Here is a 25,800-nt window from a genome sequence, read left to right on the forward strand (position 1 = left end):
AATTGCCACAGTAGCCCTCTTGGAGCGGCGCGGCACAGATCCGACGGGGGTGAGAAGCCCGGGATCCGTCCGCGCGGAATAGCCGCCCGCGAGCACATGTTGGGTCCGGACATGGCATTCGACAGTCTCGGGCGGTTCGGAGTGTGGCGGGCGTACAACGGGTTCAGCCCGGAGGACGCGCGGGAATTGGAGCAGCTGGGATACGGCGCGCTGTGGTTGGGGGCCTCGCCCCCGGCGGATCTGCCAGTGGTCGAACCACTGCTGGAGGCGACCGAAACGATCACCGTGGCCACCAGCATCGTGAACATCTGGGCGGCCCCGGCGAAGGAGGTTGCCGACTCCTATCACCGGATCGAGGCGCGCTTCCCCGGCCGGTTCCTGCTCGGCGTCGGCGCGGGACATCCGGAGCACACCGGCGAATACCGCAAGCCGTACGACGCGCTGGTCGAGTATCTCGACGAACTCGACGCGGCGGGCGTGCCCGCCGAACGTCGCGCGGTGGCAGCGCTGGGCCCGCGGGTGTTGAAGCTGGCCGCCGAGCGGTCGGTGGGCCCGCTGCCCTACTTCGTGCCGACGGCGCACACCGCGAAGGCTCGCGAGATCATCGGCCCGGACGCGGTGCTGGCGACCGAGCACAAGGTGGTGCTGACCGATGACGTCCGGGCGGCGCATACCGTCGCCGACGAGACCGTCGGGTTCTACCTGGGCCTGACCAACTATGTGTCCAACCTGCGCCGGTTCGGTTTCACCGACGCCGACCTCACCGTCCCGCCCGGCGACCGGGTGTTCGACGCCGTCGTCGCGCACGGCACGCCCGAGCAGATCGCCGACCGGCTGTCGGGGCACCTGCGGGCCGGCGCCGACCACGTCGCGGTGCAGATCCTCGGCGACAACTACCTACCCGCGCTGCGTACTCTCGCTCCGCTGCTCGCCGCGCGTTCCTGAGCATTCCGATTCGAGCCAACCCGGCCCCCGGCTTCCCGCCGGGGGCCGGCGATGTTTCGCCGCCGCGGCGATCGTCCTAAGGGACTGTTAGGAAGCGTCGAGAGCCGTTCCGAGAGCTTGTGACTGCCGACACACTGATCTGCGACGACGCGATGAGGCGTCGAAGAAGGAGATCTTGTGACTACGCCACAGCCACAGACACAGACACAGCCCGTGGGCGAGCGCCGGGTGGTCGCGAACGTTTTGCGCGGATCCATCGGCAACCTCGTCGAGTGGTACGACTGGTATGTCTACGCCGCGTTCAGCGTGTACTTCGCGAAGACGTTCTTTCCCAAGGACGACCCGACGGCGCAGCTGTTGTCCACCGCCGCCGTGTTCGCGGTCGGCTTCCTGATGCGCCCGATCGGCGGCTGGGCACTGGGCCGGTACGCCGACCGGTTCGGCAGGCGCTCGGCGCTGACCCTGTCGGTGACCGTGATGGCGGCCGGTTCGCTGATGATCGCCCTGACCCCCGGTTACCAGACCATCGGTCTCGCCGCTCCAGCCCTGCTGCTGGTGGCCCGGCTGCTGCAAGGCCTTTCGGTCGGCGGCGAGTACGCCACCAGTGCGACGTATCTGTCCGAGGTGGCTTCGGCGGGCAGGCGCGGGTTCTACTCGAGCTTCCAATACGTGACCCTGGTGGCCGGCCAGCTCGTCGCGCTGGGAGTGCAGATCGTGCTGCAGCAGTTCCTCGACGCCGACCAGATGAACGACTGGGGCTGGCGGATTCCGTTCGTGATCGGCGCCGCCGGGGCGCTGATCGTGATGTGGCTGCGGCGCGGCATGGACGAGTCCGAGCAGTTCCGCGCGGAATCCGGGCGGGCAGCGGAGCAGGGCGCGGCGGGTGGAGGACAGTCGCGTGGTTCGCTGCGCATCCTGTTGCAGTACCCGCGCGAGTGCCTGCTGGTCGTCGGGTTGACCCTGGGCGGAACCGTCGCGTTCTACACCTACACGACCTACATGCAGAAGTTCATGATCAACACCTCCGGCATCTCCAAGTCGACCGTCGCGTGGATCAATTTCGTCGCGCTGCTGGTCTTCGTGGTGCTGCAGCCGCTGGCGGGCGCGCTGTCGGACCGGGTGGGCCGCCGCAAACTGCTGATCTTCTTCGGTGTGGCGGGCAGCCTGCTGACCGTGCCGATCATGACCGTGCTCGCGCGCACCACCGATCCGGTCGCCGCGTGGGGCCTGATGATGGTGGCCCTGCTGATCATCACCGGATACACCTCGATCAACGCGATCGTGAAGGCCGAGCTGTTCCCGACGAAGATCCGCGCGCTCGGCGTCGGGCTGCCCTATGCCCTGACCGTCGCCATCTTCGGCGGCACCGCGGAGACGATCGCGCTGGCATTGAAGAAGGGCGGTCACGAGTCGCTGTACTTCTGGTACGTCGCGGGCTGCATCGCCATCTCGCTGGTCACCTACTACTTCATGCGGGAGACCTCGACCTCGTCGACGATCGACGCGCCCGAGCCCACCGCGACCGCCGACACCGGGTCCGGCGCCGCGGCGGCCGAGCCGGGACCTCCGTTGGTCACCGTGCGTGACTGACCGCCCGGCACACGCGCCGGTCCATCCCCTGTGGAAGGATCGGCGCGTGCGGCTTGCGGTGGTCGAGGACGACGACGGCGTGGGAGACGCGCTGGTCGAGGCGCTCAACGCCCGCGGTTACCGCGCCGAACGCAAGCGACGCGGCGCGGACCTGCTGATCGCGCATCGCGACTACGACGCGGTCATCCTCGATCTGGGCCTGCCCGACGGCGACGGTTTGCAGGTGCTGCGCCGACTGCGCGAGGTGAGCTCGGTGCCGGTGGTCATCCTGACCGCGCGCAGCGACGAACGGTCGATCGTGCGCGGCCTGCGTGGCGGCGCCGACGACTATCTGGTGAAGCCGCCGCGGATCGCCGAGTTGGTCGCGCGGTTGGAGACGGTGACCAGGCGGGCGGCCGCCGCGGCGCAGCAGGCGCAGACGGTGGTCGTCACCGGTGATGTGCGGGTCGACCTCGGCGCACGCGTGGTCGAGGTCGCGGGTGCACCGGTGCCGCTGACGCAGAAGGAGTTCGAACTGGTCGAGGCGCTGGTGGAACGACCGGGCGCGGCGGTGAGCAGGCAGCAGTTGATGGATCGCATCTGGGGCGACGCGTTCGTCGCGGTCTCGCGCTCGCTGGACGTGCACATGACCGGTTTGCGGGCGAAGCTGAATCGGCCCGGCCTCATCACCACCATCCGCGGATACGGGTACCGGTGGGGGGAGTGAGCGTGGTCCGGCGGTGCGGAGGTAGGTCATGCGGCGTCGCCTGCTCGTCGCGCTGACGGTGTTCGCCGCCATCGCGGTGCTGGCGTTCGCGGTGCCGCTGTCGCTGACCATCGCGACCAGCCGCACCCAGGCCTTGGTGCTGGCACGGTCGGGCGACGCCGACCGGTTCGCCACCCTCGCCGACAACGCCGTCACTGCGGGGGACAGCCGCGCGCTGGCCGACGAGGTGCTGCGCTATCACGAGCTCTACGGCGAGAACGTGCTGGTGGTCGACGCCAGGGGCGCGACGACGGTGAACGCGGGCGCCGACGTGAACGACCCCGGCATCCTCGCGGCGGTGGCGGCCGCGCGCCGCAATCAGCGCCCGCACTCGGTGGACAAGCTGACACCGTGGGGCGCGCCGACCATGCTGGTGGCGCGGCCGGTCGGCACCGGCGTGCAGGTGAACGGAGCCGTGGTGATCGAGGCGTCGACCGCGCGCGCCCGTGGCGACATCGCGCGGGCCTGGGCGGTGATCGTGCTCGGCGGCGTCGTCGCGATGGCGCTGTTCGTGCTGCTGGCGGTGACCATCGGCCGCTGGGTGCTGCGGCCGCTCGCGGCGCTCTCGCACGGCGTGGCGGAGTTGACCGCGACGCTGCCCAAGCCACGCGCAGGCACCGTCGCGCCGGTGTCGATCGCGGGCCGGTATGGCGGGCCGCCGGAGATGCGGGCGCTGGCGGAATCCTTCGACGCCATGGCCGCGGCCGTCGCCGATTCGGTGGACGCCCAGCGCCAACTGGTCGCCGACACCGCCCATGCGATGCGCAACCCACTGGCCGCCCTGACCATCCGGCTCGATTCCCTGGAGCCCGCGATCCCGGCGAGCGCGGCGAGCACCTTTCGCGGCGCCGGCGCCGAGGTCGACCGCCTGACCGCGCTGCTCGACGGCCTGCTCAGCCTGGCCGTCGCCGAGACGCCCGCGGCGTTCGACCTCGCTCGGACCGCCGAGGACGAGGACCGGTGTGACGCCGTGCAGGTGGTCGCCGACCGATTCGATGCCTGGTGCTCGGCGTTCGACTCGGCCGGGCAGCACCTGCGCGTCGCGCCGACGGTAGAGCGCGCCGATGTCGCGGTCCCGGCCGACGTGCTCGCTCAGATACTCGACGTACCGCTGAGCAACGCCACCCGCTACGCGGGGGCGGGCGCGCACACCGATCTGGTGGTCGAGACCGAGCCGGGCTGGGTCACGGTGAGCGTCCGCGACGACGGAGCCGGTGTTCGCCCCGACGAGATCGACAAGCTCACCACGCGTTTCTTCCGCGGTTCCGCGGCACGAGCAGGCGGCTCGGGGCTCGGCCTGCCGATCGCCGCGGCGTTGGCGCAGGCGCGCGGTGGCGTCCTGACCGTGGCGGCGGTGCGTCCGCACGGTCTCGCGGTGCGGGTGCGTTTGCCCGCGGGGGAGGCCCGATGAGCCGGGAAACGATCGTCCGTCGCGGCTTCGGTCGTCGCGGGTTCCTCGCGCTTGCCGTCGCGGCGGGTGTCGCGGGTTGCGCACCGCGCGGCGCCGGCGCGACGGTGCGGCTGGCTTCCGGCGAGGTGGGCGGCTTCTATCACGCCTTCGCCGGGTTGCTCGGCCTGGCCGCCGCGGCGGCCGCGGACGTGCGGATCGAGCGGGTCACCACCTCGGGATCGCAAGCCAACCTGGCGTTGCTCGCCCGCGGCGAGGTCGACGCCGCGCTCGCGCTCGTGGACTCGGTGCCCGACAGCGCCGATCGAGTGTCGGCGCTGGGGCGGGTCTACGAGAACTATCTGCAGTTGGTCGTGCGCTCGGACAGTTCGATCGGCTCGGTCGCGGACCTGCGCGGCGCCCGGGTGAGCCTGGGCGCGGCGGGGTCGGGCGCGGCGCTGACCGGTGCACGGATCCTGCGCGTCGCGGGACTGGATCCGGCCGCCGACGTGGCGATTTCGCATCGCCCGCTGCCGGAGGCGGTGGCCGCCCTGACCGCGGGCGAGGCGGACGCGCTGTTGTGGGCGGGTGGCGTGCCGACCGCACTGCTGGCGGTGCCCAGCCGGATGCGGCTGGTGGACATGGGCGAGCTGGCCGCGCCGATGCGGGAGTGGTTCGGCCCGGTGTACGACCGGGTCGCGATCCCCGCGGACGCCTACCCCGGCGGGGTCTCGGTGCACACCATCGGGGTGGCGAACCTATTGCTCGCCGCCGACACCATGCCCGAAGACGTGGCCGCCGCGATCGTCGAACTGCTGGTGTGGCACGCCGACGCGCTGGTCCCCACCGAGGCGGCGGGCACCCAGTTCCTCGACGGCCGGTCGCTGATCAGCACCGGGCCGATCCCGCTGCACCCCGGCGCGGCCGCGGTCTACCGCCGCTGGCACGGATAGCCCGCTCAGGATCGGACCAGGCGCGCGATGGCGTCGGTGGCTTCCTTGATCTTGGCTTCGGCCTCCGGCCCGCCCGCGACGGCCGCGTCCACCACGCAGTGGCTGATGTGGTCCTCGAGCAGGCCCATCGCCACGGCTTGCAAGGCTTTGGTCATGGCGGACACCTGGGTGAGGATGTCGATGCAGTACTTCTCCTCCTCGACCATCCGCTGCAGACCGCGCGCTTGGCCCTCGATCCGGCGCAGCCGCTTCAGGTAGTCGTCCTTCGCGGTGATGTAGCCGTGCGCCGAGTGGTCGGTCGCTGTGTGGTCGTGCGGGGAATCCGCCACCGATGTCTCCTCGCTGCCTGTCGGTCCCGCGAAGCGGGATCAATACCCCCCTAGGGTACAGTTTCCTGCCGGGATTGTCAGGTCCGGCGCCGCGCCGACCGCACGGCGCGGCAGGCTCGCGACCGGCCGGACCAGTCGGAGGACCGGTCCGGTACCGCCACGCGAGCAGCGTAACGCCGATCCCGGCGCGCGACGGACAGCACGGGACGAGACAATCGGGGTATGAGTTCGCACCCCCGGCCCGCGCTCGCCGTCATCGGCGGCAGCGGCTTCTACGATTTCTTCGACAACGAGGCGACCACCGTCGAGGTCGAGACACCTTATGGCGCCCCGAGCGCGGGTATCGCGGTCGGAGAAGTCGAGGGCAGGCCGGTGGCATTCCTGCCGCGGCACGGCAAGAACCACGAATTCGCACCGCACACCCTGCCCTACCGGGCGAACCTGTGGGCACTGCGCTCGCTGGGCGTGCGCCGGATCTTCGCGCCTTGCGCGGTCGGCAGCCTGCGGGCGGACTGGGGCCCCGGCACGGTCGCGGTCCCGGACCAACTGGTCGACCGGACTTCCGGCCGCCCGCAGACGTACTTCGGCGGCGGCGGCATCCACGTGTCCTTCGCCGACCCCTACTGCGAGGAACTGCGCGCCGCCGCCATCAAGGCCCAGTCCGACGCGCTGCGCATGATGCACGAGGCGACCATGGTCGTGGTCGAGGGACCGCGCTTCTCCACCCGCGCCGAGAGCCGGTGGTTCGCCGCGCAGGGCTGGGAACTGGTGAACATGACCGGTCACCCGGAGGCGGTGCTCGCCCGGGAACTCGAAATGTGCTATGCCGCAGTCGCTCTCGTGACCGATCTGGACGCCGGCCTGGAGGAGGGCGAGGGAGTGCACGCGGTCGACGTCTTCGCCGAGTTCAAACGCAACCTCGCACCGTTCAAGGAACTCATCCGCCGCGCGGTGGCCGCGGTGGACGGCACCGGCACTTGTGACCGGTGCCGCGTCCACGCGGGAGTGTCATTGCCGTTCGAACTGCCCTGAGCGCGCGGGTGCTGGTCACGAGGCGGCCGGGTCGCCCGGCGGGCACCTGCGCCGGGCGCTGCTCGCCGCGCGACATCGAGTGACCGAGGCGGCGACAGTGGCGGCCGCACAGGGCCTGGCCGAGTTCGCGGCCGCCGAGTTATACGTCACCCGGACGGCCGCGCGTGGTCGGTCAGCTCGGCGCCGTCGCGAATTCTTCTGCGTGAGCAGTCGCCCACTGCTCGAAAGTGCGCGGCGACCGGCCGGTCACCTGCTCGACGGTCGGATAGAGCGTCTCCTCGTCCAGCGTCCCCCCGACGAAGAAGCTGAGAAACGCGTCGACGTACTCCCTCGGCATGGTGGCGGCCAACTCGGCTTCGGTCTCCTCGTCGTCGAGTTCGCGCGCCACCAGCGGCCGGTTGAGCACCGCGCCGAGCACCGCGACCTGCTCGGCCGGTCGCAGCGCCTGCGGGCCGGTGAGCTCGAGCGCCTGTCCTTCCAACCCGTCCCTGATGAGCGCCGCGGCCGCGGCCGCCGCGATATCGGCGGGGTCGATCACTCCTGCCCGGATACCCGGGAACTGGACGCGGACAACGTCGCCCGAGGCCAATTGCGGCAGCCAGCGCAGCGCGTTCGACATGAACTGCCGCGGTCGCAGCAGAGTCCACGTCAGTTCGGATGCTCGCACCGCGTCCTCGGACAGCGCCATGTAGCGGGACACGGCATTGTCCATGTCCCGCAGCGCGGCCGAACCCCCGGACAGCAGCACGACCCGGCGTACTCCGGCCTTGTGCGCGCGATCCAGCAGATCCGGCAGGTCGTCGTAGCCGGGGAGCAGGAACATGCCGTCCACGCCGTCGAGGGCGTCGGCCAACGTCTTCGGTCGGTTGAGATCGCCGGTCACGGCCTCGGCGCCCGGCACGAGCGCGGCCTTGGCGGGATCGCGCACCAGCGCTCGCACCTGCTCACCCGCTTCGCTCAGAGTCCGCACCAGTTCCGCACCGACATTCCCGGTGGCGCCGGTTACCAGAATCATCCTGTCTCCGTGTTCGATCGACTGCCCGTCCGTCTCAGTTGCACTCCATTGCGCTCATAGGCACTGGCTTCGTCCCGTGGCGCTCGCGGCGCCGCGAGGAGATGGGCCTGTCGACCATAGGATATTCGGCAGGCTCGTCGGTCCGCACTCGCTCGTCAATGGCGGGAAGACAGCTCGTGCTCGGCGTTCGGTCGACCCGACGGAGTCGGTGGCTTCGGGTGGGTGCCCGTTGCCGACGGGAGCAGAGTTCACGGGGAGTATCCGAGCGCGCCGGGGGCTGGGGCGGTCAGGTCGCGAGTTAGGCTCGCGCGGTGGATACCCCGTTGCGGCTCGAGGTCATCGTGGCCAGTGTGCGTCCGGAGCGGTTCGCGCCGGTGGTCGCGGATTGGTTCCTGCGTACGGTGCGCGCTCGCCCCGAATTCGACACGGGCGTCATCGATCTCGCACACACACCGTTGCCGGTCGAGCTCACCGAGAACGAGCACACCACGGCCTATCGCGCGCGACTGCGCGACGCCGACGCGTTCGTCGTCGTCACCTCCGAGTACAACCACGGCTATCCGGCATCGCTGAAGACGGCGTTCGACACCGCGAAACACGAGTGGCGCGCAAAACCCATCGCTTTCGTCTCCTACGGGGGCCTGTCCGGTGGCTTGCGGGCGGTGGAGCAGCTGCGTCAGGTCGTCGCCGAGATCCACATGGTGTCGGTCCGCGAGACGGTCAGCTTTCACCAGGCCAAGAAGCGGTTCGACGAGGCGGGGGACACTCGCGACGGCGCCGCGATCGATGCGGCGGACCGCATGTTGCGCCAATTGGCCTGGTGGGCCCGCACGTTGCGAGCCGCCAGAAGCGCCGACCCGTACCCAGGCTAGCCGCGATGACGCCCGGTTCGGCGGGTGGGCCTGACGTCGAATCGGTAAGTTCGGTCGATGGTGACACCCGCGGCCTCTCGACCCGAACCGCGCGCTCTGCCACAGGAGGCACGACTCGATGACCACCCCCGAACACAACGACGAGCTGCGCCGTCAGGGTGAACCCGCTCGGACCGCATCCCGGTGGTGGCGCGTGTCGGTCGCGGTGATCACACTGTTGGTGAGCCTGTGTTGCGTAGCGACGCTGTGGTTGCTGATGTCGGACGCCGCGTTTCCGTATCTCGTGCTCGCCGGCTGGGCGCTGGTGCTGCTGGGCGCGCTGTGGCTGGTGATCGGGCTGTTCGGTGCGATCCGCTACCGCCGCTACCTGCGGCTACTCCTCGCGCCCGGCGCGGTCGCACTGACCTGCGCGCTGGCGTGGGCCGACCTTCCCGAGGACTTCGGATGGCGGGTTTCCGCCGGCAGTCTCGAACGCCTCGCAACCAGTTGCGACGCCTCGGCCCACGGCCGGTACGGCGTCTACACCATCACCTCGGTGGTAGAACGCGACGACGGCTGCCTGCTCTATACCGACGGAGGCCTCATCGATCCCGTCGGATTCGCCTATTTCCCACACGGCGCACCCAGACAGGGCCCACCCCGCTCCGACGGCGACGTCGGCTACACGCCCCTCGAAGGCAGCTGGTACCGGTTCGTCCAACGGTTCTGAATCATGCTGCGCCGACTCGACATCGGACCCACCCGCCGAACTGCGTCGGCATCGGGTCAGCCGCTACTGGGCCGCAACGGCGCGGCGGCCGCGTGGGTGGCCGATGTAGGTGGCCTCGCTGGGAATCGACACCAGCGTCAGATCGACCTGCGCGGTGCCGGTGCGCAGCACGACGTGGTTGCCGATCGCGCCGGGCTGCTGGATGGCCAGGTCGGGACGGCTGGCGGGCCAGCCCATCGGGTCCCCTGTGACGTAGATGGTGGTGACGCCCGCGTGCGGGGCGGGCGCGAGCACGCCGTCCACCACCGTGGCGGTGAATCCCGCGTCGGATTGGTGGATTTCGACGGCGATGGTCAGCCGCTCCGGGTTCCCGATCGTGGTGACCAGATTTTCCCATGCCCGCGCCCGGTCGGTGCGGATGAGGATCCGTTCGCCGACCGCGAGCGCGCGGAACACCAACTGCTGCGCCAGGTACAGCTCACCCGCGACGTACACCGTCGAGATGCCGGCGCCGACGATGCGGACCGCGACACCGTTGCCTTCGTCGTCCGAGCCGATCAGCTGGCCGCAGCCGGACGAGGGCAGGTGCAGGTCATCGATCACGTCGATGAAGTGCTCGATCATCGGGACGGTGTCGTCCACGCCGGGAACCGCGATCGGCAGGTGGGCGAGCAGTCCGTCGCGGTGGCGTCCGTTCATCGAGATCATGCCCGGCAGTTCGGACCCTTCGGGCAGCTCGCGTGCGGTCAGCCGCCACGCGGCGCCGATGCTCACCGACTCGGCCGAACTGCCGGGGCGCAGCCGCACGGCCACGGTGGTGCCGCGCGACGGCGCGACCCACAGCTGCGCGAGCAGATCGGAGTCCAGGCGCTTGGGATCCACCGCGCTGCCGACGTTCACGCTGTTGCCGATTTCGGCGTAGCGCCAGCGGTGTTCGAGCGTGCGCGGATCGTAGCCGCTGGTGATCTGCAAGACCGCCTTGCGGATCTCGGGCGCCGTCAAGATGCGGGCGTTGCAGCCGGCGTCCTCGAGTGTGCGCATGATCCGCTGGGTCGCGATGGTGACCGCCCGCGATGCGCCTTCGGCTCCGCCGCCGCGCCGGGCCGTCGCCTCCGGGCAGGCCACCGCGTCGAAGCTGATCGCCAACCACACCGTGCGGTGCGCGGTGGCGGGCAGCGGGCCCAGCAGCGATTCGTAGATCTTGCCCGCGGGCGTGCCCGAACGGCTGCGGTGCCCGTGGCTGATGATGTCGATGCCGCTGAGCAGGATGTCGTGCTGATTAAGACATTTGGCCAGCTCCGCCAGCGGGAGCAGGTGCGAGGCGTGCACCGTGGTGCGGGCGATCCTGGTCAGCCCGCCGGGCGGGGGCAGCACCTCGACCACCGTCGCCACGCGGCTGCCGTCCCAGAACAGGCCGAGCGAGCGTCCATCCGCGCCGCGGAAGTCGACGGTGTCGCCGAGCTCGTAGTCGCGGTGGGTCAGATAACGCCACCACGTGGCGACCCAGTCCAGCAGAGTGCGTTTGGCGACCGGGATCAGCGGTATCAGCGCGACGACCACCGCCACGCCGAGCGCGGGAAGCCCGGGCAGACCGGCGAACAGTGCGACGACTCCGGCGAACAGCCCGATGATCTGCGCGATCAGCAGGTTCTGCATCGAGATGCGCCCCAGCAGCGCTCGTGGTCCCGCGCCTGCCGGTTCCGCCATTGTCGTCCCCCAAGTACCCGGTGTCGGCCGGTTCGCTGTGGCCGAGCTGAACAAGAATCCTCGGGAACTGTACTGTGTTCGGCGGACGTGAGCACTGTTCGGGGGAGGAATAATGCCTTCAAAACCCACCACACGCTGGCAGGTGAGCGGCTACCGCTTTCTGGTCCGGCGGATGGAGCACGCCTTGGTGCGCCGGGACGTGCGAATGCTGCACGACCCCATGCGTTCTCAGTCCCGCGCGTACGCGGCGGGCCTGATCCTGGCGTGTGTCGTTCTGGCGGGATGCGGCGTGCTCGCGTTGCTGCGCCCGCAGGACAAGATCGGTGACGCCAAGATCCTGGTAGGCAAGGACTCCGGCGCGGTCTACGTGATGATCGACGACGTGGTGCACCCGGCTCTCAACCTCGCTTCGGCCCGCCTGGCCGCGGGCGAGGCCGCCAAGCCCGCGATCGTGAAGGAGTCCGAGCTGGGGAAGAAGGCTCGCGGTCAATTGATCGGCATCCCAGGCGCTCCCGGGTCGCTGCACTTCGACAAGGAGGGCAAGGGCCGCGCCTGGACGGTGTGCGACTCGTTGAAGACCGACGGCACCGACGACCGCAGCACCTCCGTGTTGATCGGCGACGTGGAACTCGGCGACAAGGCGTCGGCGACGGGCTCGGACAAGGCGCTGCTGGTCAAGGGTAAGGACGCGACCTACCTCGTCTGGAACAAAACGCGCGCCCGCGTGGACATGAACGACCCGTCGGTCGCGGGCCCGTTGGGCATCCGAGGCATGACCCCGCGCCCGATCAGTGAAGGTCTGCTGAACGCTATTCCAGAGGTGAACGCGATCGTGCCGCCGAAGATCGACGATCCGGGCGGGCAGCCGTCCGGCTACTCGATCAACGGCCTGAAGATCGGCACCGTTGTCCAGGTGACCGGCAAGGCGAACCAGAACTTCGTCATTCTGCACAACGGTTTGCAGGCCATCAGCCCGTTCACCGCCGACGTGATCCGCAGTTCGCAGCGCAACCCCGATCACGGCACCGCCATCGGCGATTACGAGCAACAGCATGCGCCGGTGTCGAACGCGTTGAACGTGGATACCTACCCCGAGACCGCACCGACCATCATCCAGCCCAAGGCCCGGCCCGTGAGCTGCTTGTCCTGGAAGCCCATTCCGGGAGTCGCGGGCAACGCCGACGTCGCCTTGCGTGCCGAACTGACCGTCATCGACGGCAGCGACCTGCCGATGCCCGGTAGCGCCAAGCTGGTTCCGCTCGCCCAGGCCGACGGCAAGGGCGACAACGTGGACTCCGTGTACTTCAAGCCGGGTTCGGGCGCGTTCGTCCAGACCACCGGCATCGAACCGGACAGCAGGCGCAAGGACAGCATGTTCTACATCGCCGACACCGGTGTCCGCTTCGGCATCAAGGACAGCGAGGCCGCCAAGGCACTCGGGATGGACAAGGAATCGGGCGTGACACCCGAGCCCGCGCCGTGGCCGATCGTCGGGCTGCTCGCGAGCGGACCGACGATGGGCCGCGACGCCGCCATGGTCGCCCACGACGGCGTCGCCGCGGACCCGGCGCCCGCCAAGCAGCCGATCGCCGCGAGATAGTCCCGCCGTTCAGCGGTGCGCGTCGGCGAATCACCGCAGTGCGCGCGCCTACTCGCACCGAAAGGCCCAGCCCCGCAGCGGGTGCCGGGATTCCCGAGTCACATATCGTCGTCGGACACACCGAGTCGTCGGCGGATCGGGAACGAGGCGAGCAAGCCCAAGGCGAGCAGTGCCGCGATGGTTCCGCTGCCGATCAAGGCCACATCGCGCGCGCTGTGGTCCGGCGGCGGGGCCGAAGCGGGTACCGCGAGTTGCACGCTCTTCGACGGCGACGGCCGTTTGGGCGGCAATATGTCGCCCACCTCGGCGGTCAGCGCGGCCACCGGATCGACCGCGCCGTAGCCCACGTACGGGTTCCACCCTTCCGCCGGGGCGTGGGCGGTGGCCTGAATGCGTTCGACGACCTCCAGCGCGCTCAACTCCGGGAAACGAGCCCGCACGAGTGCGGCGACACCGGACACCAGGGGCGTGGCGAAACTGGTGCCTTGAATCGGCCCGAGCTGCCCCTGCTGACGGATGCTCCCGACCTGGACCGCGGTTCCCCTGCTGTTCGGATCGTTGAACAACGGATCGAGCGAGGTGATGTTCTCACCGGGCGCGGCTACGCCCAGCCATGGCCCCGGCACCGTGAACGTCGACGGCTGGCCTTGCCCGTCGATGGAACCGACGGCGAGCACGTAGTCGTCGTAGCGGGCGGGCGACACGTTCAAATCCACCTTGCTCCACGGGTCGGCGGCCGGGTCGAGCGGATCGATGACCTGGTTGGAGCCCTTGCAGGCATCGGCGCTGTTACCGGCCGCGACCACGACGACCACGTCCTTCTCGATCGCGGCATATCGCACCGCCGCACCCAGATCGGTGTCTTCGAAGGGCTCCGATGTCGGCCTGCAAGCTACCTCGGACACATTGATGACGCTGGCTCCCATGTCCGCCGCACGACGGATCGCCGAGGCCATCGTGCGAGTGGTGCCGTACCCCTCGGGTAGGGCGTCGGGCCCCTTGTCCCGATTCGCGCCTTCCTTCTGATACAGCTTGCTGGTCTGGCGGATAGTGAGGATCTGCGCCTCGGGCGCGACCCCGGAGAAGCCCTGACCGTCGACCTTCGTCGCCGCGATGAGTCCCGCGACGAACGTCCCGTGCGCATCGCAGTCCTCGGTTCCGTCACCGCTGCTCACATAGTCGCCGCCCGCGATCAGCCCGGGCAGGCGGGGGTGACGGGCGACACCGGTATCGATGACCGCCACGAGTTGGCCTGCGCCCCGGGAGAATCGCCAGGCGTGCTCCAGGTTGAGCGAGCGCTGGGCCTCCGGGATGGACGGTCCGCTGCCGCCGGACCCGGTGCTGACGCACGGAGTGTTCGTCGCCCGCTCGGTCTTGTCCGGCGGAGCGGCTGGCTCCCCCGGGGGCGGTGGCGTATTCGGGCTCACGGTCGGCTTCTCCGCGTGCGCCGGGTTGCTCGCGGTCGCACCGAACCCGACGGACACCCCGAGCGCGAGAACGCATGCCGCCGCTCCGGTCCGAACAACACGAAAACGCTGCGAGCCCAGATGTTTCGGAGTCATCGAGCCGAGCTCACAGACCCCGGACGAGGGAGTAGAGATCCGAGACCCAGAAGACCAGCGGCAGCACGGCGGCGACGAAGGTGTACTCGAGCAGTTCGACGCCGCGGCGCATCGGCGGGGTGGCCGACTGGTTCGGGATGATGATGCCGAGGATCAGCGCCGCGACCAGAACGATCATCGCAGCGCCGAACACGGCCAGCGGCTGGTGCATCGCGAAACCGGCGCCAACCAACATGATCAGCACGATCCCCGCGCCGCCCGCGATGAGCACGACGGCCTGCTCCGCGCCCGCGTAGGTGCGGCTGCGGAACATCAGCACCGCCGCGCAGACCAGCGCGAGCGCGACGCCCTGCCAGTACGGGTCGTCGGATGCCGGGTCGGTGGCCGCGAGCGCTCCCGCGGCGGTGACCAGCGTCGTCGCCGCGACGAGACCGGCGAGGTACATGCGGGCGCGTTCGGACTTCACCCGCAGCACCTCCATGGTCGGCAGTGCGCGGTGATCGTCCGGGTCGTCTTCGGTCGGGTCGATCGGGGTGCCCGGCGACGGGACAGGCGGCAGCGGCAGTTTCGCCAGCAGCATGGAAATCCGCGGGGCCAGGGAGAGCCCGCCGAGACCGAGCGCCGCCGCCCCGGCGCCGATCGCGCGCTCCGGTTGGTCGGTGAGCAGGCCGACCAGCGCCGCGGGCACCGTGTACGTGGCTAGCGTGGCCATGCCGATGAACAACGCGAGACCGACGCCGGTGACCCGCCAGGCCAGGATCGCCGTCGCGCCCGCCAGGACCGACCCGAGCAGGATGTGCGCCCAGCCGTAATGGTCGGGTACATAGAGCATGCCCGCGCTGAACGCGGCGGGCAGCGCGCAGCCGCCGAGCACCAGCGCGGTGCCGGTGTCGCCGTACATCCTGCTCAGCACCATCGCCGTGACGACGAGCAGGATCGCGACCACCAGCGCGATCGAACCGCCCACCGCGATCGGCAGCGAGCCGGGGGACAGCAGCAGACCCAGGCAGCCGACGACCATGGTGATCGCCGCGAGCACCGAGCCGGTGATCCGCGCGACCCGCGGGGTCCAGCTGCGGTAGTGATCGGTGTCGGCGATCGCGACGTTGTACATGATGTCGTCGAACAGCGGCGTAGGAGCGGTGTGCGAGGCGCTTTCCAGCATCAGCAGTTCGCCGTCGCGGACACCGTGCTCGCCGAGGCTGAGCGAGTTGGAGAACGGCGGATGGCCGATTCGGGCGAGCACCCATTCCGCGGGCTCGTAGCGCTCGCCCTCGTTGTCGAAGTCGTTGGTGCGGCTGTGCTGGGCGACCATGTCGACCACGCTCGGAATGACCAGGGCGACCGGCACATCCACCGGTATGGCCATGTCGACCTGGGTGTGCTTGGCCAGAATCGTCACCCGGGCGAGGTCGGGAGCGCGGACGATCCCGCGCGAGGATTCTTCGTCGATGTGGTCAAGTCGCGCGTGCGTCAAGCTTCCCCCAACTCGGTCTTCTACCTCGTGATTCCGCAGCCTCGCGGGCCGAATGCGAGCTTGCGAACCCACGGTCCGGGCAGCAGAATGCTGGTCGAACTGTACGACATGTCAGCGGTGACCTCTACACTGAGGCCGAATCACAGCTGGCCGAAGGGGGATTTCTCGTCGATGAGCACTGTCCGCTTCCAGCGCCGTGCGCGCCGCGAGATGCCTCGAACGCCGGGGGGCGAGGTCACGCTTCAGCCGCCGCCCGAAATCCCCCGGGTCACACCGGGAAACCTGGTCATGAAGCTCATGCCGGTCGTGATGGTGATCGGCATGGTCGGCATGATGGCCCTGCTGTTCACCCAGGGTGGCGGCATCGCCTCCAATCCGATGAGCATGATGTTCCCGCTCATGATGCTGTTCTCCATGGTCGGCATGTTCGCCGGTCAGGGCGGCGGCAAGGGGCAGAAGGCCGCCGAGGCCAACGAGGACCGCAAGGACTACCTGCGTTACCTCGACCAGGTTCGCAAGGACGTCAACGAGACCGCCGCGCAGCAGCGCGCTTCCGTCGAGTGGAGCCACCCGGAGCCCGGCCTGGTCTGGATGCTGGCGGGCACCAGCCGCATGTGGGAACGCCGCGCGGGAGACAAGGACTTCTGCCACGCCCGCATCGGTCTCGGCGGGCAGCGCTTGGCCACCAGGCTGGTCGCCCCCGAGACCGGCCCGGTCGAGGAGCTCGAGCCCATCGCGGCTGTTTCGCTGCGCCGGTTCGTGCGCGCGCATTCGACCGTGCCGGACCTGCCGACCGCTATCGCGGTCAAGGGCTTCGCCACCATCGCGCTGGACGGCGACCGCGGCCAGGCGCGGGACATGACCCGCGCGATGCTGGTGCAGCTGTGCATGTTCCAGGCGCCGGACCAGGTTCTCGTCGCGGTCGTCTGCGGGCCGGACACGGCGGCGGAGTGGGAGTGGACCAAGTGGCTCCCGCACACCCAGCACCCCGACTCGCAGGACGGCATCGGCACCGAGCGCATGTTCTACGGTTCGATCCGGGAGGCCATGGCCGGGCTGCATCCGTTGCTGGGCAACCGGGTCCGGTATTCGCGAAACCAGCCGGCCAACGCGAACATGGTGCACATCGTCATCGTGGTCGACGGCGGTCTGCTCGAGGCGGAGGACGATCAGCTGCGCGAATCCGGCTACGAGGGCGTGACCATCATCGACTTGTGCGGTTACGCGCCGCGCTTGGCGGTCTCTCGCGGCATCAAGATGATCGTGGAGAACGGCGAGTGCGTCGGCCGCGGCGCGACCGGCAATCAGGAGCGCTTCGCGCTGATCGACCGGATCAGCCCCGAGCAGGCGCAGCAGGTGGCGCGCAGGCTCGCGCCCTACCGCGCCGCCACGCAGCGCAGCAGCGACGTGGAGAACGACGACTCCGAGGTGATCTCGACCTGGGCCCAGCTGATGGGTCTCGGCGACATCGGCTCCTTCAACCCCGAGCACGCCTGGCGGCCGCGCTACGGGCGGGAACGCCTGCGCGTCCCGTTCGGTGTCGGCGCCGACGGCCTGCCGGTGGATCTGGACATCAAGGAGGCCGCCGAGAACGGCATGGGGCCGCACGGTCTCTGCATCGGCGCCACGGGTTCCGGTAAGTCGGAGTTCCTGCGCACCTTGGTGCTGAGCCTGCTGGCCACGCACTCGCCCGATCAGCTGAACCTGGTTCTGGTCGACTTCAAGGGCGGCGCGACATTCCTCGGCCTGGAAGGGGTTCCGCACGTCGCCGCCGTCATCACCAACCTGGAGGAAGAGGCCGACCTCGTCGACCGCATGAAGGACGCCCTGGCCGGTGAGATGAACCGCCGCCAGGAAGTGCTGCGGGCCGCGGGCAACTTCGCCAACGTCTCCGAGTACGAGAAGGCCAGGGCCGCGGGCGCCGACCTGGATCCGCTGCCCGCCCTGTTCGTGGTGCTCGACGAGTTCTCCGAACTGCTCACCCAGCATCCGGATTTCGCCGAGCTGTTCGTCATGATCGGCCGTCTGGGCCGTTCGCTGCACGTGCATCTGCTACTCGCTTCGCAGCGCCTGGAAGAAGGCAAACTCAAGGGCCTCGAGGCCCACCTGTCCTACCGGATCGGCCTGAAGACGTTCTCCGCCAACGAATCCCGGCAGGTGCTCGGTGTGCCCGACGCCTACAACCTGCCGAACAACCCCGGTGGCGGCTACCTCAAGGCGGATTCCGGTGAGATCCAGCGCTTCCAGGCTTCCTATGTCTCCGGACCGTACGTCGGCGGGGGCTCGCAGCGCGACATGATCGTGGCGACGCAGTCCGGCGAAATCGACGTCAAAGCACGGCCGTTCACCGCGACGCATGTCGACTTCCGTGCCGCTGACCGCGTTCCGCTGCCACCCGAGCCGACTCTGGAGCAGGAGCACCAGGACGAGGACGGCGAGCAGGTGTCCAACCTGAACATGCTGGTCTCCCGGATCCGCGGCCACGGCCGCCCGGCGCACGAGATCTGGTTGCCCCCCTTGGACGAGGCGCCCACGCTCGACCAGCTCCTGCCGCGCTCCCTCCTCACCGGCGAGTACTCCGCGGTGTCCACGCTGCGCGCCCCGATCGGCATCGTCGACCGGCCCTACGACCAGCGCCGCGACCCGATGATCATCGACCTATCCGGCGCCCGCGGCAACGTCGCCGTCGTCGGCGGCCCGCAATCGGGCAAGTCGACCGCGCTGCGGACACTGATCATGTCGATGGCGTTGACGCACACCGCCGAACAAGTGCAGTTCTACTGCTTGGACTTCGGTGGCGGCACCCTGGCGGGCCTACAAGGGTTGCCGCACGTCGGCTCGGTCGCGAGCCGGTTGGACGAGGACCAGGTCCGGCGCACCATCGCCGAGATGACCACCATCGTCCGTCAGCGTGAGGCGCGCTTCCGCCAGCTCGGCATCGAATCGATGGCGGACTTCCGCAGGCTGCGCGCGATGGACCCGGCGAGCAGTCCGGGCGCCGCGGGTGCGCACGAGGATCCGTTCGGCGACGTGTTCCTGGTGATCGACGGCTTCAGCTCGATCCGCCAGGACTTCGAGATGCTCGAGCAGACCATCATGAACCTCGCCGTGCAGGGTCTGTCCTACGGCGTGCACGTGGTCATCGCGCTGAATCGCTGGGCGGAGGCACGGCCCGCGCTCAAGGATCAGATCGGCACCAGGATCGAGCTGCGCCTGGGTGATCCGATGGACTCCGATCTGGGACGCAAGTTCGCCTCCCTGGTCCCGCAGGGGCGGCCGGGCCGCGGCATGACCCCCGAGTGCCTGCACATGCTGACCGGCCTGCCCCGCATCGACGGCAATCCCGATCCGACCGACCTCGCCCAGGCCGTCGCCGACGCGGTCGCCGCCATCGCCCGGCTGACGCCGGGCCGTCATGCTCCGCAGGTCCGCATGCTGCCCGAGCAGCTTGCGCGCGAGCAACTGCTGTACCTGGCGGGCGATTGGCCGTCGCAGGTCGACCCGAACACCAAGTGCCTGCGCATTCCGTTCGGCATCAACGAGTCGGAGCTGGCTCCGGTCTACATCGACTTCGTGGAGAGCCCGCACTTCATCATCATCGGCGACACCGAGTCGGGAAAGACGACATTGCTGCGCTCGCTGATCGAGGGCATCGCCGCGTCCAACACCCCCGATCAAGCCCGCTTCATCCTCGGCGACTACCGGCGCAGCATGCTCGGCCTGGTCCCGGAGGGGTACCTCGCCGGTTACGGCTCGACGGCGCCTCAGTTCACCCAGAACATGAACGACCTGGCCGCTTACGTCAACAAGCGCACGCCGGGTTCGGATGTCACGCCGCAGCAACTGCGGGATCGCTCGTGGTGGAGCGGACCGGAACTGTACGTCATCATCGATGATTACGACCTGGTCGCCACGTCCGCGGGCAACCCGGTCCAGGCGCTGCTCGAACACCTGCCCCATGCTCGCGACCTCGGCTTCCACGTGATCATCGCCCGGCGTTCGGGTGGTGCGAGCAGAGCGATGTTCGAGGCGACGCTGGCCAGGATGCGGGATCTGGGCTCCGCCGGCCTGATCTTGAGCTGCAGTAAGGACGAGGGAGTCCTGATGGGCACCAAACGACCGAGCCCGATGCCCCCGGGCCGGGGCACCTACGTCACCCGCAACCAGGAGGGCCTGGTACAGACGGCGTGGATGCCGTCGCCCTGATGTCCGAGGTCGAGCTCGTCGTCACGGAAGCGCGCATCTGGGCGCGCGGCGCCGACACCCACTGGGACGCGCCGCCCTCGGTCGTTCTGGGCAGCAATGGCTTCGACCTCGTCGTGGGGCAGCCGCTGACCCCGCCTACCCAGGTGGGGTCGGTAGTCCAGTTCGTGCCCGCCGCCGCCATGGCCTTACCGCCTCGAACGCCGTCGGTGGTGGACGCGATGGGCGCCGTTTTCGCGAGTGTGCTCGAGAATCTTCGCGTTGCCGCACCGTGCGCCCGGATGACGGTGATCTGCCCTACCGAATGGGGCGCCGCCCGTCGCGGCGTACTCGAGGAGGCGGCGCGGCGCTGGACGTCGGAGGTCGTGTTCGAGGGGATCGCGGTGCGATCGGTGGCGTCGGACGAGGGCACCAGCCACAGTCGGCGAACGCTGGTGCTGGAATTCGGAACGTTGACCACCACGGCCTCCGCGGTCATCCGAAGCCATCGCGGCGTACATGTCGAATCCTGTGAACACGACCCCGCACTCGCGCTCGCTGAAATCACCGAGGAATCACCGGCTTTCGATGCTTTGCGCGGGCTCGTCACTCGGCTGCTCGAAGGCGGCCCGATCGACCTCGCCCAGGTGGTGGGTATCGCCGACCCCACGAAGCTCGGCCTGCTCGGTGCGGCGATCGAGCAGGCCGCGGGCGCCGCTGTCGAGCTGCGCTCGGTCGCCGGTAACGATCTCCTCCGGGGTCGCCGGCCGGGACCGAGCCATCGACAGGAAATGCCGCCCGCGACCGCGCCCACCGAGTGGATGCGACCGCTGCGGGACCGCGCCGCAGCCGAGCAGCCCCGGTACAGCACAGCGCGGTTCGCGGTCGTTGCGGTTGCTGCTCTCGTAGTCGTCGCACTGGTAGTCATCGGCGCGGTAATCGTGTCCGGTCGCGGAGACGACGCGGCGACAGCAGCGCCGAGCACGGAGACGGCCTCGACCAGCGTGGCGCCGTCCCCGGCCGCCACATCGGCTGAGTCGGCACCGGAAGCATTCGGCCGCATACGGTTTCGAGTTCCGCCCGGCTGGCGTGTGGCTCCAGCGCCGGAGAGTGCACGCGCCCGTGTCGATCTGGTTCCCGAAACTGGTGCGCGGCAGCGCATTACGGTGATGCAGACGCCATTGACGGCGGGTTCCGGCTATGAACAGGTCGCCGCGAAGCTGGAGGTCCAGATGGCGCAGCGTCCGCCGGGAGTCCTGACCGATCTGGAACGCGACGTCGTATTCGGTAGCCGTTCCAGCCTCGCCTACTCGGAACACCCTGAGGACGGGTCAACCGTGCGCTGGCACGTCCTGCTGGAGTCGGGAATTCAGGTCAGCGTCGGTTGCCAGTACGTGGGGGAAGGGTGGAGTCAGTTGGAGACCTTGTGCACGAATTTCGGGGACTCGGTCCGCGTCGTCCCGTGAGCTGCCTCCGGTGTCGCGGCAGCGGTTGTGGTCGCGGCAGCGGTTGTGGAGGAAACGAAGTTCAGCGTAGAACGATTCGAGCCCCCGGCACCGAAGTACCGGGGGCTCGAATCAGCCGAGACGGGATCTCAGAAGAGGCCCGCCAGCGCGGTGTCGGTGCCCTGCAGGTCGGCGTTGCCGCTGCTGACCAGCTTGCCCGCGCTTTCCAGCGTGGTGTTCAGCTGGGTGACCTGCGTGTTCCACTGGGCCTGCAGTGAGGCGAACGCGTCGTTCGCGTCACCCTTCCAGTAGTTCGTCACGAAGTCGGTGACCTGCTTGTGGAAATCTTCGAGCATGGTCATGACGCTGCGCGCCTCGGCCACGATGGCCTGTGCGCCCGCATCGACTTCGCCGAAGTTGGAGGCAATCCGACCGGGGTCGTTCGCTACCATGGGGAGCTCCTTGTTGTCTGTGGTACGGCTATCGGATCAGGGGAGGTCCAGGCTGGAGGACTGCGCCGCCACCTGCTGGGCGAACTGCTGATCCTGATCCGCGAACTTCCGTCCGGCGTGAGCGAGCTTGTCCGAAGTCTGATCCAGCTGGTCGTTCAGCTTCCGCGCCTGGGCGAAGTAGCTGTCCATGAAGGTGTCGAACGCCTGGCGGGCCGCGCCGCTCCAGGTGGCGGTGGTCTGATCCGACTTGCTGTTCAGTGCGGTGATCGCGGTCTGCAGATCCTGGTGCCGCTGGCGGCAATTGTCTACAAACTTCGTGATCGCCTCTTCGCTCGCTTCGAGCTGTCCTGCCATTTCGGCTCCTTTCGGTTCCCGTCTCGGCCAACGGCGGAAGCCTCAGTTGGCCTGTACATCTGGTTGGACGCGGTGCGGGTCTGATCGGTTCCATCCCGACTCGAGAAAGTTCGGCCTCGAGAAGTTCGGTATCGCCCCACGGGATCAGGGCCCTGCGCCCCTCAGTCCGGCCCGTCCGTGATTTCGGCGGCCGCGCACGGGCCTGCTCGGAAGACCACGATGCGGTCCGGGCCTGCATGACTTGTAACGCCAGCGCTCGGCTCCCCTCCTTCCCCCTGCTCGCTGCTGTAATGATCGGCGAGTGGGCTGGCTGCGGTACACCTTACCGAACGCCTAAGTCCGCCGCTACCAGCAGATTGCAGTTCGACCATGGCGAAACCAGGTTGTCGCGGAACGCGAAAAGCCCTCGAAGCCTTCGCCGCAGCGGATGTGGCCGCTACACAGGATTCCGCTCGAACCCTTCGTGTTCGGGTGTCTCGAGTGGGTGCCTGGGGTGACTCGTAAGTGGCTGCCGGCCGGGCGTATCAGCGACGACCGGAGGGTGTGGAGTCGTCCATGAGATGTTCACGGCCCCAAGCTTCCAACGGGAGCAGGGCTTGGTTGAGCAGTTCGCCCAGCGGGGTCAAAGAGTACTCGACACGCGGGATCAACTCGTCGTATACCTCGCGATGGACGATCCCGTCGGCTTCCAGTTCGCGCAGCTGTGTGGTGAGCACCTTCTCCGTGACTCCCGGCACCTGGCGGCGTAGCTCACCGAAGCGGTGGGGGCGTTCGCTCAGGGGCCACAGAATCATCATCTTCCACTTGCCGTTCAGTATCGACAGTGTGGCGTCGAGCCCGCACGTGTACGCGCCCGGTCTGCGTGTGATCGGCACGACCACCCCTTTCAGCTGCCTGCTGGCTTACCCGGAAGTAGGTGCCCACTTCCATGTGCGTACTTGATCCACCCGGAATGCCCGGCCAAGAGTAGCCCGTATGTTCGATCATTCGAAGAAGTCGCTCACCGTCCTCGGTCTCGGAGATATGGGCTCGGCACTCGTCCGCTCATGGCTCACCGCCGGATACGCCGTCACGGTCTGGAACCGCAGTGCCCGGCGTGCGCCGGAGGGGGCGGTGGTCGCGGCCACCGCCGCTGAAGCCGTCGCCGCGAACGCTCTCGTCGTCGTTTGCCTTCTCGACGACGCGTCGGTTCGCGCGACTCTGGACGGCATCGACCTCACCGGCCGGGACATCGTCAACCTGACCACCAGCACCCCCGCCGAAGCCCGGGAGTTGTCCGGCTGGATCGCCGAGCGCGGCGGACGTTTTCTGGACGGCGGGATCATGGCCGTCCCGTCCATGATCGGTGTCGCCGACTCCGGCGGGTACGTCTTCTACAGCGGTTCGGTGGAGCTGCACGAGACCCACGCCGAGACTTTGGCCGTACCCGCCGGTGTCACCTACGTCGGGGCGGACGCCGGTTTCGCGGCTTTGTACGACATCGCTCTCCTCAGCGGAATGTGGGGCATGTTCGCCGGGGCCGCGCATGCCTTCGCCTTGATTGGTGGAGAGGACATCTCACCGGTGGAGTTCGCGCCCCTGCTGGTCGGCTATCAGCAGGCGATGGCCGGGTACGCGTACGGCACCGCCGCGCAGCTGGCGAGCGGCGACTACGCCGAGGACGTGGAGTCGAATTTGGCGATGATGGTCACGACGAACGCGACGCTGCTGCGTACCGCCGCCGAACAGGGCGTCAGCCCCGAACTCCTCACGCCCTTCATGGCATTGATGCAGCGCCGGGTCGCCGAGGGCGGGGGGAACGAGTCGACTACCGGCGTCGTGGACCTTCTGCGGCGTCGGCGATCGCAACCTGTGGAATGACCTTCACCCGGGGGACGCGCCGATCGACTTCCTACTTCACCCGATTGCGCAGCACCGGCACCAGACGTTCGAGCAAAGTCTGTTCGGAGGACGCGCTCCAATTGCGGACCGCGGCGACGGCTGCGGGATCGTCGAGCGGGATCACCGTGGCGCGTGTGCCCGCCACCTGGTACGGAAGGCCGAGTAGTCCACCGCCACCGGCCTTCTCGTCGCTGCGCACGGCCAGCACGTAACCGTCCGGTGCGACTTCCAGCCTGGAGGACCCCGTCAATTCCCGAGGTCCTGTCTCGTCACCCTGCCGTGCGTAGTTGAGGTTGTAGACGAATCCGAGATCCTCCAGGAACTTCGTCTGCGGGGTACCGCCGAGGAAGATCGAGACCTGCGAGCCGCGGGCCACGTCGACCATCGTGATCGTCTTGCCGCGGAACACCGGGTTGTTCGCCCGCGCCTGCTCCAGCGGCGACAGCGCGGCCGTACTGCTCGGCGTCGCGACCGCGGGCGCGGGCCCGGATTCGTCCCGGTTCAGTGCCCAGATGCCGATTCCCGCGGCGAGGGCGACGGTCACGACGCCGGCGGCCGCCGCGAGCAGCCAGTTCTTGCGTGCGGGTTGCCGGGGGACGGCTCCCTGGACGGAGACGGCGACGCGGGGATCGGTCCTGGGCCGCGGATCGAAAACCTGGATCGGATAGGTCGGGGAAGTGTTGGTGGCGACCGGGTTGTAGCCGGGAGTGAGCGCGGCGGCGGCGGCGTCGGTGAATTCGCGGCAGCTGGAGAAGCGGTCTGCCGGGTCCTTCGCCATGGCTCGGGCGAAGACATGGTCGATGGCAGGCGGCAATCCGGGGTGGACCGAGGTGGCCGACGGCGGGGGCTCGTGGAGATGCCCCATCATCACCAGGGCGGGTTGCGTTCCGGGGAAAGGGTTGCGCCCGGTGAGCAATTTGTAGAACGAGCACGCGAGACTGTAGACATCGGCGCGGTGGTCGAGCGGGCTGCCGGTGAGCTGCTCGGGCGGAGCATAGGCGATGGTCGCGACGAAACTGCCGGTCTGCGTGAGTTCGGTGGTGTCGTCATTGGCTTTCGCTACGCCGAAATCGGTGAGCAGGACGCGTTCTTCTTCGCCGTCGGCTGGGGTGGACAGCAGGAAATTCGCCGGTTTGACGTCGCGGTGCAGCAGGCCCTTGCGGTGCGCGTAGTCGAGGCCCTTACCGACCTCGGTCGTGATGCGCAGTGCGCGCAGCGGATTCATCGCGTGCGGGTCGCGGGCCAGTTCGGCGGCAGCATCGGTGCCGTCGACGTATTGCATGGCGATCCACAATTGGCCCTGTTCTTCACCACGGTTGTAGACCGAGACGATGTTCGGATGGTCGAGCCCGGCGGCGAGATTGGCTTCGCGTTCGAAACGCGTGCGGAACTCGTAGTCGCGGCTGAGTTCGCCGCCGAGCACCTTCAGCGCGTCGGTCCTGGGCAGGCTGGGATGTTTGGCCAGATATACCGTGCCCATGCCGCCCGCGCCGAGCACCCGCATAATTCGGTACCCGCCGACGATGGTCCCGGGGCTCATCGCCATCTTTTACGATCTCCTGA

21 protein-coding genes are annotated in these 25,800 nt (G+C 68.8%); 12 read left to right on the plus strand and 9 right to left on the minus strand.

Going from position 1 to position 25,800, the window contains the following annotated elements; translation table 11 throughout:
* Positions 1 to 111 precede the first annotated feature (111 nt).
* The 5 genes from M8859_RS09730 (at position 112) to M8859_RS09750 (ending at position 5,620) form a co-directional block, all read left to right on the plus strand.
* A complete protein-coding gene (locus M8859_RS09730; protein WP_159922913.1) occupies positions 112 to 945 on the plus strand; it encodes an LLM class F420-dependent oxidoreductase in 834 nt (277 codons plus the stop codon).
* 177 nt (positions 946 to 1,122) lie between these two features.
* Positions 1,123 to 2,535: an MFS transporter gene (locus M8859_RS09735; protein WP_223518744.1), complete on the plus strand. Its 1,413-nt coding sequence runs from the start codon at positions 1,123 to 1,125 to the stop codon at positions 2,533 to 2,535.
* Positions 2,536 to 2,581: 46 nt separating this feature from the next.
* Positions 2,582 to 3,241, plus strand: coding sequence for a response regulator transcription factor (locus tag M8859_RS09740; RefSeq protein WP_159922915.1), 660 nt, complete (start codon positions 2,582 to 2,584; stop codon positions 3,239 to 3,241).
* A gap of 28 nt (positions 3,242 to 3,269) precedes the next feature.
* Positions 3,270 to 4,691 carry a sensor histidine kinase gene (locus M8859_RS09745; protein WP_159922917.1) on the plus strand — a complete coding sequence of 474 codons (1,422 nt, stop codon included), beginning with the start codon at positions 3,270 to 3,272 and terminating at the stop codon, positions 4,689 to 4,691.
* Positions 4,688 to 5,620 carry a TAXI family TRAP transporter solute-binding subunit gene (locus M8859_RS09750; RefSeq protein ID WP_159922919.1) on the plus strand — a complete coding sequence of 311 codons (933 nt, stop codon included), beginning with the start codon at positions 4,688 to 4,690 and terminating at the stop codon, positions 5,618 to 5,620. The genes M8859_RS09745 and M8859_RS09750 overlap by 4 nt, the downstream gene beginning before the upstream one ends.
* A 5-nt stretch (positions 5,621 to 5,625) precedes the next feature.
* Here the strand turns inward: M8859_RS09750 and M8859_RS09755 are convergent, their stop codons facing one another.
* On the minus strand, positions 5,626 to 5,949 hold the full coding sequence (locus tag M8859_RS09755) for a metal-sensitive transcriptional regulator (protein WP_159922921.1): 324 nt from the start codon (positions 5,947 to 5,949) through the stop codon (positions 5,626 to 5,628).
* A gap of 222 nt (positions 5,950 to 6,171) precedes the next feature.
* On the opposite strand from M8859_RS09755, the gene M8859_RS09760 reads away from it, so the two are divergent.
* A complete protein-coding gene (locus tag M8859_RS09760; RefSeq protein ID WP_159922923.1) occupies positions 6,172 to 6,981 on the plus strand; it encodes an S-methyl-5'-thioadenosine phosphorylase in 810 nt (269 codons plus the stop codon).
* A 172-nt stretch (positions 6,982 to 7,153) separates the two neighbouring features.
* Here M8859_RS09760 and M8859_RS09765 read toward each other — a convergent pair whose 3' ends face one another.
* Positions 7,154 to 7,996, minus strand: a complete 843-nt coding sequence (locus M8859_RS09765) for an NAD(P)H-binding protein (protein WP_159922925.1) — start codon at positions 7,994 to 7,996, stop codon at positions 7,154 to 7,156.
* A 311-nt stretch (positions 7,997 to 8,307) separates the two neighbouring features.
* Here M8859_RS09765 and M8859_RS09770 point away from each other — a divergent pair, with 311 nt between their 5' ends.
* Positions 8,308 to 8,868: an NADPH-dependent FMN reductase gene (locus tag M8859_RS09770; protein ID WP_159922927.1), complete on the plus strand. Its 561-nt coding sequence runs from the start codon at positions 8,308 to 8,310 to the stop codon at positions 8,866 to 8,868.
* 118 nt (positions 8,869 to 8,986) lie between these two features.
* The gene (locus M8859_RS09775; RefSeq protein ID WP_159922929.1) at positions 8,987 to 9,577 is read left to right on the plus strand and encodes a hypothetical protein; all 591 of its coding nucleotides are present in this window, start codon (positions 8,987 to 8,989) and stop codon (positions 9,575 to 9,577) included.
* Between the two features lie 63 nt (positions 9,578 to 9,640).
* On the opposite strand, the gene eccE is transcribed toward M8859_RS09775, so the two are convergent.
* Entirely contained in the window at positions 9,641 to 11,284 is a 1,644-nt protein-coding gene (gene eccE, locus M8859_RS09780) for a type VII secretion protein EccE (protein ID WP_159922931.1), read from the minus strand.
* 112 nt (positions 11,285 to 11,396) lie between these two features.
* Between eccE and eccB the strand changes: the two genes are divergently transcribed.
* Positions 11,397 to 12,884: a type VII secretion protein EccB gene (eccB, locus tag M8859_RS09785; protein ID WP_195071255.1), complete on the plus strand. Its 1,488-nt coding sequence runs from the start codon at positions 11,397 to 11,399 to the stop codon at positions 12,882 to 12,884.
* 98 nt (positions 12,885 to 12,982) lie between these two features.
* Here eccB and mycP read toward each other — a convergent pair whose 3' ends face one another.
* Both mycP and eccD read right to left on the minus strand, forming a co-directional pair.
* A complete protein-coding gene (gene mycP / locus M8859_RS09790; protein WP_249644129.1) occupies positions 12,983 to 14,446 on the minus strand; it encodes a type VII secretion-associated serine protease mycosin in 1,464 nt (487 codons plus the stop codon).
* 10 nt (positions 14,447 to 14,456) lie between these two features.
* Positions 14,457 to 15,923, minus strand: coding sequence for a type VII secretion integral membrane protein EccD (gene eccD / locus M8859_RS09795; protein ID WP_159922937.1), 1,467 nt, complete (start codon positions 15,921 to 15,923; stop codon positions 14,457 to 14,459).
* Between the two features lie 171 nt (positions 15,924 to 16,094).
* On the opposite strand from eccD, the gene eccCa reads away from it, so the two are divergent.
* Together eccCa and M8859_RS09805 are read left to right on the plus strand one after the other, a co-directional pair.
* A complete protein-coding gene (gene eccCa, locus M8859_RS09800) occupies positions 16,095 to 20,129 on the plus strand; it encodes a type VII secretion protein EccCa (protein ID WP_159922939.1) in 4,035 nt (1,344 codons plus the stop codon).
* Positions 20,129 to 21,571, plus strand: coding sequence for a type VII secretion-associated protein (locus tag M8859_RS09805; protein ID WP_159922941.1), 1,443 nt, complete (start codon positions 20,129 to 20,131; stop codon positions 21,569 to 21,571). Before eccCa ends, M8859_RS09805 begins: the two co-directional genes overlap by 1 nt.
* 128 nt (positions 21,572 to 21,699) lie before the next feature.
* Here M8859_RS09805 and M8859_RS09810 read toward each other — a convergent pair whose 3' ends face one another.
* The 3 genes from M8859_RS09810 to M8859_RS09820 all read right to left on the minus strand — a co-directional run bounded on the left by M8859_RS09810 (position 21,700) and on the right by M8859_RS09820 (position 23,231).
* Positions 21,700 to 22,002 carry a WXG100 family type VII secretion target gene (locus tag M8859_RS09810; RefSeq protein ID WP_159922943.1) on the minus strand — a complete coding sequence of 101 codons (303 nt, stop codon included), beginning with the start codon at positions 22,000 to 22,002 and terminating at the stop codon, positions 21,700 to 21,702.
* Between the two features lie 36 nt (positions 22,003 to 22,038).
* Complete coding sequence (locus tag M8859_RS09815) at positions 22,039 to 22,356, minus strand: WXG100 family type VII secretion target (RefSeq protein WP_159922945.1); 318 nt, start codon at positions 22,354 to 22,356, stop codon at positions 22,039 to 22,041.
* 524 nt (positions 22,357 to 22,880) lie between these two features.
* Positions 22,881 to 23,231, minus strand: coding sequence for a winged helix-turn-helix transcriptional regulator (locus M8859_RS09820; protein WP_159922947.1), 351 nt, complete (start codon positions 23,229 to 23,231; stop codon positions 22,881 to 22,883).
* A 100-nt stretch (positions 23,232 to 23,331) separates the two neighbouring features.
* Between M8859_RS09820 and M8859_RS09825 the strand changes: the two genes are divergently transcribed.
* Complete coding sequence (locus M8859_RS09825) at positions 23,332 to 24,216, plus strand: NAD(P)-dependent oxidoreductase (protein ID WP_159922949.1); 885 nt, start codon at positions 23,332 to 23,334, stop codon at positions 24,214 to 24,216.
* Between the two features lie 31 nt (positions 24,217 to 24,247).
* Here M8859_RS09825 and M8859_RS09830 read toward each other — a convergent pair whose 3' ends face one another.
* Entirely contained in the window at positions 24,248 to 25,777 is a 1,530-nt protein-coding gene (locus tag M8859_RS09830; RefSeq protein ID WP_372492893.1) for a serine/threonine-protein kinase, read from the minus strand.
* Positions 25,778 to 25,800: the final 23 nt, after the last annotated feature.

It is taken from the genome of Nocardia sputi (assembly GCF_023501985.1).

Bases quoted from the DNA above. Each gene is read 5' to 3' on its own strand.
- M8859_RS09730 (WP_159922913.1), top strand. From the start codon at position 112: ATGGCATTCGACAGTCTCGGGCGGTTCGGAGTGTGGCGGGCGTACAAC.
- M8859_RS09745 (WP_159922917.1), top strand. From the start codon at position 3,270: ATGCGGCGTCGCCTGCTCGTCGCGCTGACGGTGTTCGCCGCCATCGCG.
- M8859_RS09750 (WP_159922919.1), top strand. From the start codon at position 4,688: ATGAGCCGGGAAACGATCGTCCGTCGCGGCTTCGGTCGTCGCGGGTTC.
- M8859_RS09760 (WP_159922923.1), top strand. From the start codon at position 6,172: ATGAGTTCGCACCCCCGGCCCGCGCTCGCCGTCATCGGCGGCAGCGGC.
- M8859_RS09765 (WP_159922925.1), bottom strand. From the start codon at position 7,996: ATGATTCTGGTAACCGGCGCCACCGGGAATGTCGGTGCGGAACTGGTG.
- M8859_RS09775 (WP_159922929.1), top strand. From the start codon at position 8,987: ATGACCACCCCCGAACACAACGACGAGCTGCGCCGTCAGGGTGAACCC.
- eccE (WP_159922931.1), bottom strand. From the start codon at position 11,284: ATGGCGGAACCGGCAGGCGCGGGACCACGAGCGCTGCTGGGGCGCATC.
- eccB (WP_195071255.1), top strand. From the start codon at position 11,397: ATGCCTTCAAAACCCACCACACGCTGGCAGGTGAGCGGCTACCGCTTT.
- mycP (WP_249644129.1), bottom strand. From the start codon at position 14,446: ATGACTCCGAAACATCTGGGCTCGCAGCGTTTTCGTGTTGTTCGGACC.
- eccCa (WP_159922939.1), top strand. From the start codon at position 16,095: ATGAGCACTGTCCGCTTCCAGCGCCGTGCGCGCCGCGAGATGCCTCGA.
- M8859_RS09805 (WP_159922941.1), top strand. From the start codon at position 20,129: ATGTCCGAGGTCGAGCTCGTCGTCACGGAAGCGCGCATCTGGGCGCGC.
- M8859_RS09810 (WP_159922943.1), bottom strand. From the start codon at position 22,002: ATGGTAGCGAACGACCCCGGTCGGATTGCCTCCAACTTCGGCGAAGTC.
- M8859_RS09815 (WP_159922945.1), bottom strand. From the start codon at position 22,356: ATGGCAGGACAGCTCGAAGCGAGCGAAGAGGCGATCACGAAGTTTGTA.
- M8859_RS09825 (WP_159922949.1), top strand. From the start codon at position 23,332: ATGTTCGATCATTCGAAGAAGTCGCTCACCGTCCTCGGTCTCGGAGAT.
- M8859_RS09830 (WP_372492893.1), bottom strand. From the start codon at position 25,777: ATGAGCCCCGGGACCATCGTCGGCGGGTACCGAATTATGCGGGTGCTC.